We start from the raw sequence: 2,682 nt of genomic DNA, 5'->3' as shown, positions 1-2,682 counted from the left end.
TACAAGTGCGTGTGCAGGCGTTGGTCGCTGGCAATGTTTACGCTGATCTTCCTGTAAGGCCAGCCCTGTGCTGCGCCAACGCTGCAGCGTGCGCACATCAATGCCAGCCACTTCACACGCAGGGCGCAACCTCGCTCCTTCACGGTGTGCCTGATCAATGTCCCGGACCAGTCGTTGGCGATGATCCAAGGGAATCATTCTTCCCCGTCCTCTCGCATCATCGCCTCGAGTTTTTTTGACAGCACCAGCAGCGCTGCGGTTTCTGCCAAGGCCTTTTCTTTGCGCCGCAACTCTTCAGCGCCATACCGGTCAGGACATCGAGATCCTGCGCAAACGCAGACAAGTTTATGAACAGGCCAGGCAGACGATGCCTGCCCGCTGGAGCCGCCATACCCGCAATTGGCATCACATTGACCATGTGGCTTTGAACCCAGAAAGGATCAGCGTCACCGATCAAAAAATACCCATTGCTGCATAAATGAGGCGACAACTATCTTGACATGCTCCCAGCGCCAACAGGGCAGCAAAAAGCTGTTGATGGCCTGAAATTGAATTTTGCAGGCCCGACTAATTATGGTTTTTAAATATTTTTAAGATCTAAGAAAATTATAAAAATCAATATTATTAAGGATATTGTTCCATTCTAGGTCTGATAGGTCTATGGAAATTCTTTCGTCTTTGTATAGATCTTCGTAGCATCTAATATTATTGGTCCATAGAAAATATATATTTCGACTTCTTGAAAAATTTTCAGCCCATTCATATTTGTTAGAGATGCATTTAAGGCCAGAAGCAAGATACTCAATTGTTTTTGTACTTGTTTGAATATTGAAGGGGTATATGTCAGGTGTGTAATTAAGTCCAGCATAGGAGTTCTTATAGTACTCGGGTATTTCTTCTCTTTTTAGCTTCCCAATAAAATCAATATTTTTATGAATTTTTAGTTTTGCTTCTTTATCCTTGTCAATTGAACCAATTAAGCAGATTTTAAAACCTATTTTTGCTAGTCTAATTATTTCTTCAATAAGTCCAATTCTGCCGTTGAAGCTTCCACAATAAACTATGTCATAGTGATGATTTTGTAAAGGTTTTTGAAAAAAAATTTCATCTACACCCATGTCCCGTAAAACATATGGTTTTTGATCATTAAAGTTTAAATCTTCTTTTACAATCTCATTGAGAAAAATTCTTGCATCTGGAAGGCAATTAATTTCTTTCTTTATGAAATTTTTTATTTTTGCGAATGGTGGTGTTGACAAGCTCTGATATTCATGTATTTCTTTGTATTTTGTATGGCTTCTATTTTTTTTTAGACCTAAGAAAAAAATATTGACGTCATTAAATGGGTCTAGATATTCTGCAAGTTGGATTTGAGCTCCAAATTTTTCAAGGTAATTTGCATAAGCATAAGCTTCCGGTGTATAGCTTAAATTATTTATAGTAATACCGATTTTCATTTTAGAAAAAAATTGATTTATACGGAATCCAATATGGTCGAAAACTACTTTTTTCAAGCCAGATGAAGAAAAGTAAAAAATATGCCGAAGCAATTGTTGTTCGCGCAAAAAATTTTATCCATTTATCTTTAAAGTAAGGTGATTCCGATAGATTTGCTATTATAATAGCTTGCAGAGGTATTAGGTAAACAAGAAATCTATCAACAAACGTAGTGCTCGGAATAGTTATTAGTAATAAAAAAGAAGATATTGATATTAAAAAGTAAAATTTTAATATATTTTTGTTCTTGAATTCTAGATATTTGAAGGTTAGTATTAATGTAAAAGATGCTATTAAGTGTAGGGTTGTTCTGTATAAAGCGCCCGATGAATTAAGATCGCTTTCTGTTAAATAAAGTAGGACGAACCTATTAATCTTCTCGAAGAATAATAAAAACAAAGAAACCAATAGAGCTATTATGAAAATAATAGATTTTAAATTCTTTATTCGTTCGAAATAAATGATTGGGATTAAAAGTATTATGCTTGAGTGAAATCCAGAAGCAAGGAGTGAGGCTAAAATGGAAAGCTTAACCTTTCCTTTGTTGTTTAGTATTATTGCCAAATAAAAAAGGCCTGCCGCGGCAAATTGTCTGGTATAACCCATTCCAACAATGCTATAAAAATATGTGAAGCATATGAAAAAAGAAAGATAGAAGTTTTTGTGGCTTCTTAAAAAGAAGATTGTTGGAATTGTTCCAATTATTGCACAAATTGTATTAACGTAAAAAATATTTGGACTAGCTTTGTTTATCAAAGAATAAATTGGGTCACTCGAGAATTCTAACCATGGGGATTCTCTTGATTTTTTATATATTTCTAAATATGCATTCCAATCACCGCCTATTTCATTTCTTAACCCAATCATTAGAGTTATGAATAAGCATAAAAAATAAAATATTATTGTTTCTAAATTCCGATTGCTTTTTGTTATGGATTTAAGAAATATAAAAAAAAGTGGAAATATGTAAAAAAACATTTTATTAAATGTATTTCTTGAGTTTCTCGTTCTGTTTTTTTGCGTCGAAATTGTTTCTGGCTATAATTAGGCTTTCTTTGCCAAATTCTATTATTTTTTCTTTTTGCATTATAAAAAGCATCATTTTTTCTTTGAGATTTATGTGATCGCCAACGCGAGTGAGATATCCATTGCTTCCATTGACTACGGTCTCCCTGCACCCCTGTA

General features: G+C 34.6%; 3 protein-coding genes and 1 pseudogene. All 4 read right to left on the bottom strand.

The genetic code is table 11. The annotated features are described in order from the left end of the window. A pseudogene (locus tag CA2_RS18695) lies at positions 1 to 293 on the bottom strand (IS3-like element ISAzo10 family transposase); the annotation flags it as partial. 297 nt (positions 294 to 590) lie between these two features. After that, entirely contained in the window at positions 591 to 1,457 is an 867-nt protein-coding gene (locus tag CA2_RS17830; RefSeq protein WP_081889065.1) for a glycosyltransferase family protein, read from the bottom strand. 1 nt (position 1,458) lies between these two features. Continuing rightward, positions 1,459 to 2,475: an EpsG family protein gene (locus tag CA2_RS18860; RefSeq protein WP_081889064.1), complete on the bottom strand. Its 1,017-nt coding sequence runs from the start codon at positions 2,473 to 2,475 to the stop codon at positions 1,459 to 1,461. Next, a partial coding sequence (locus CA2_RS18425) for a hypothetical protein (protein ID WP_217997654.1) occupies positions 2,427 to 2,682 on the bottom strand: 256 nt, incomplete at its 5' end. The genes CA2_RS18425 and CA2_RS18860, both read right to left, overlap by 49 nt.

The sequence above is a fragment of the Comamonas aquatica NBRC 14918 genome, assembly GCF_000739875.1.
Lineage (GTDB): Bacteria > Pseudomonadota > Gammaproteobacteria > Burkholderiales > Burkholderiaceae_C > Comamonas > Comamonas aquatica.
This window is presented reverse-complemented; position numbering and strand designations above follow the sequence as displayed.

Excerpts from the sequence above, each read along its gene's own strand:
- CA2_RS18860 (WP_081889064.1), bottom strand. The coding sequence starts at position 2,475 with ATGTTTTTTTACATATTTCCACTTTTTTTTATATTTCTTAAATCCATA.
- CA2_RS17830 (WP_081889065.1), bottom strand. The coding sequence starts at position 1,457 with ATGAAAATCGGTATTACTATAAATAATTTAAGCTATACACCGGAAGCT.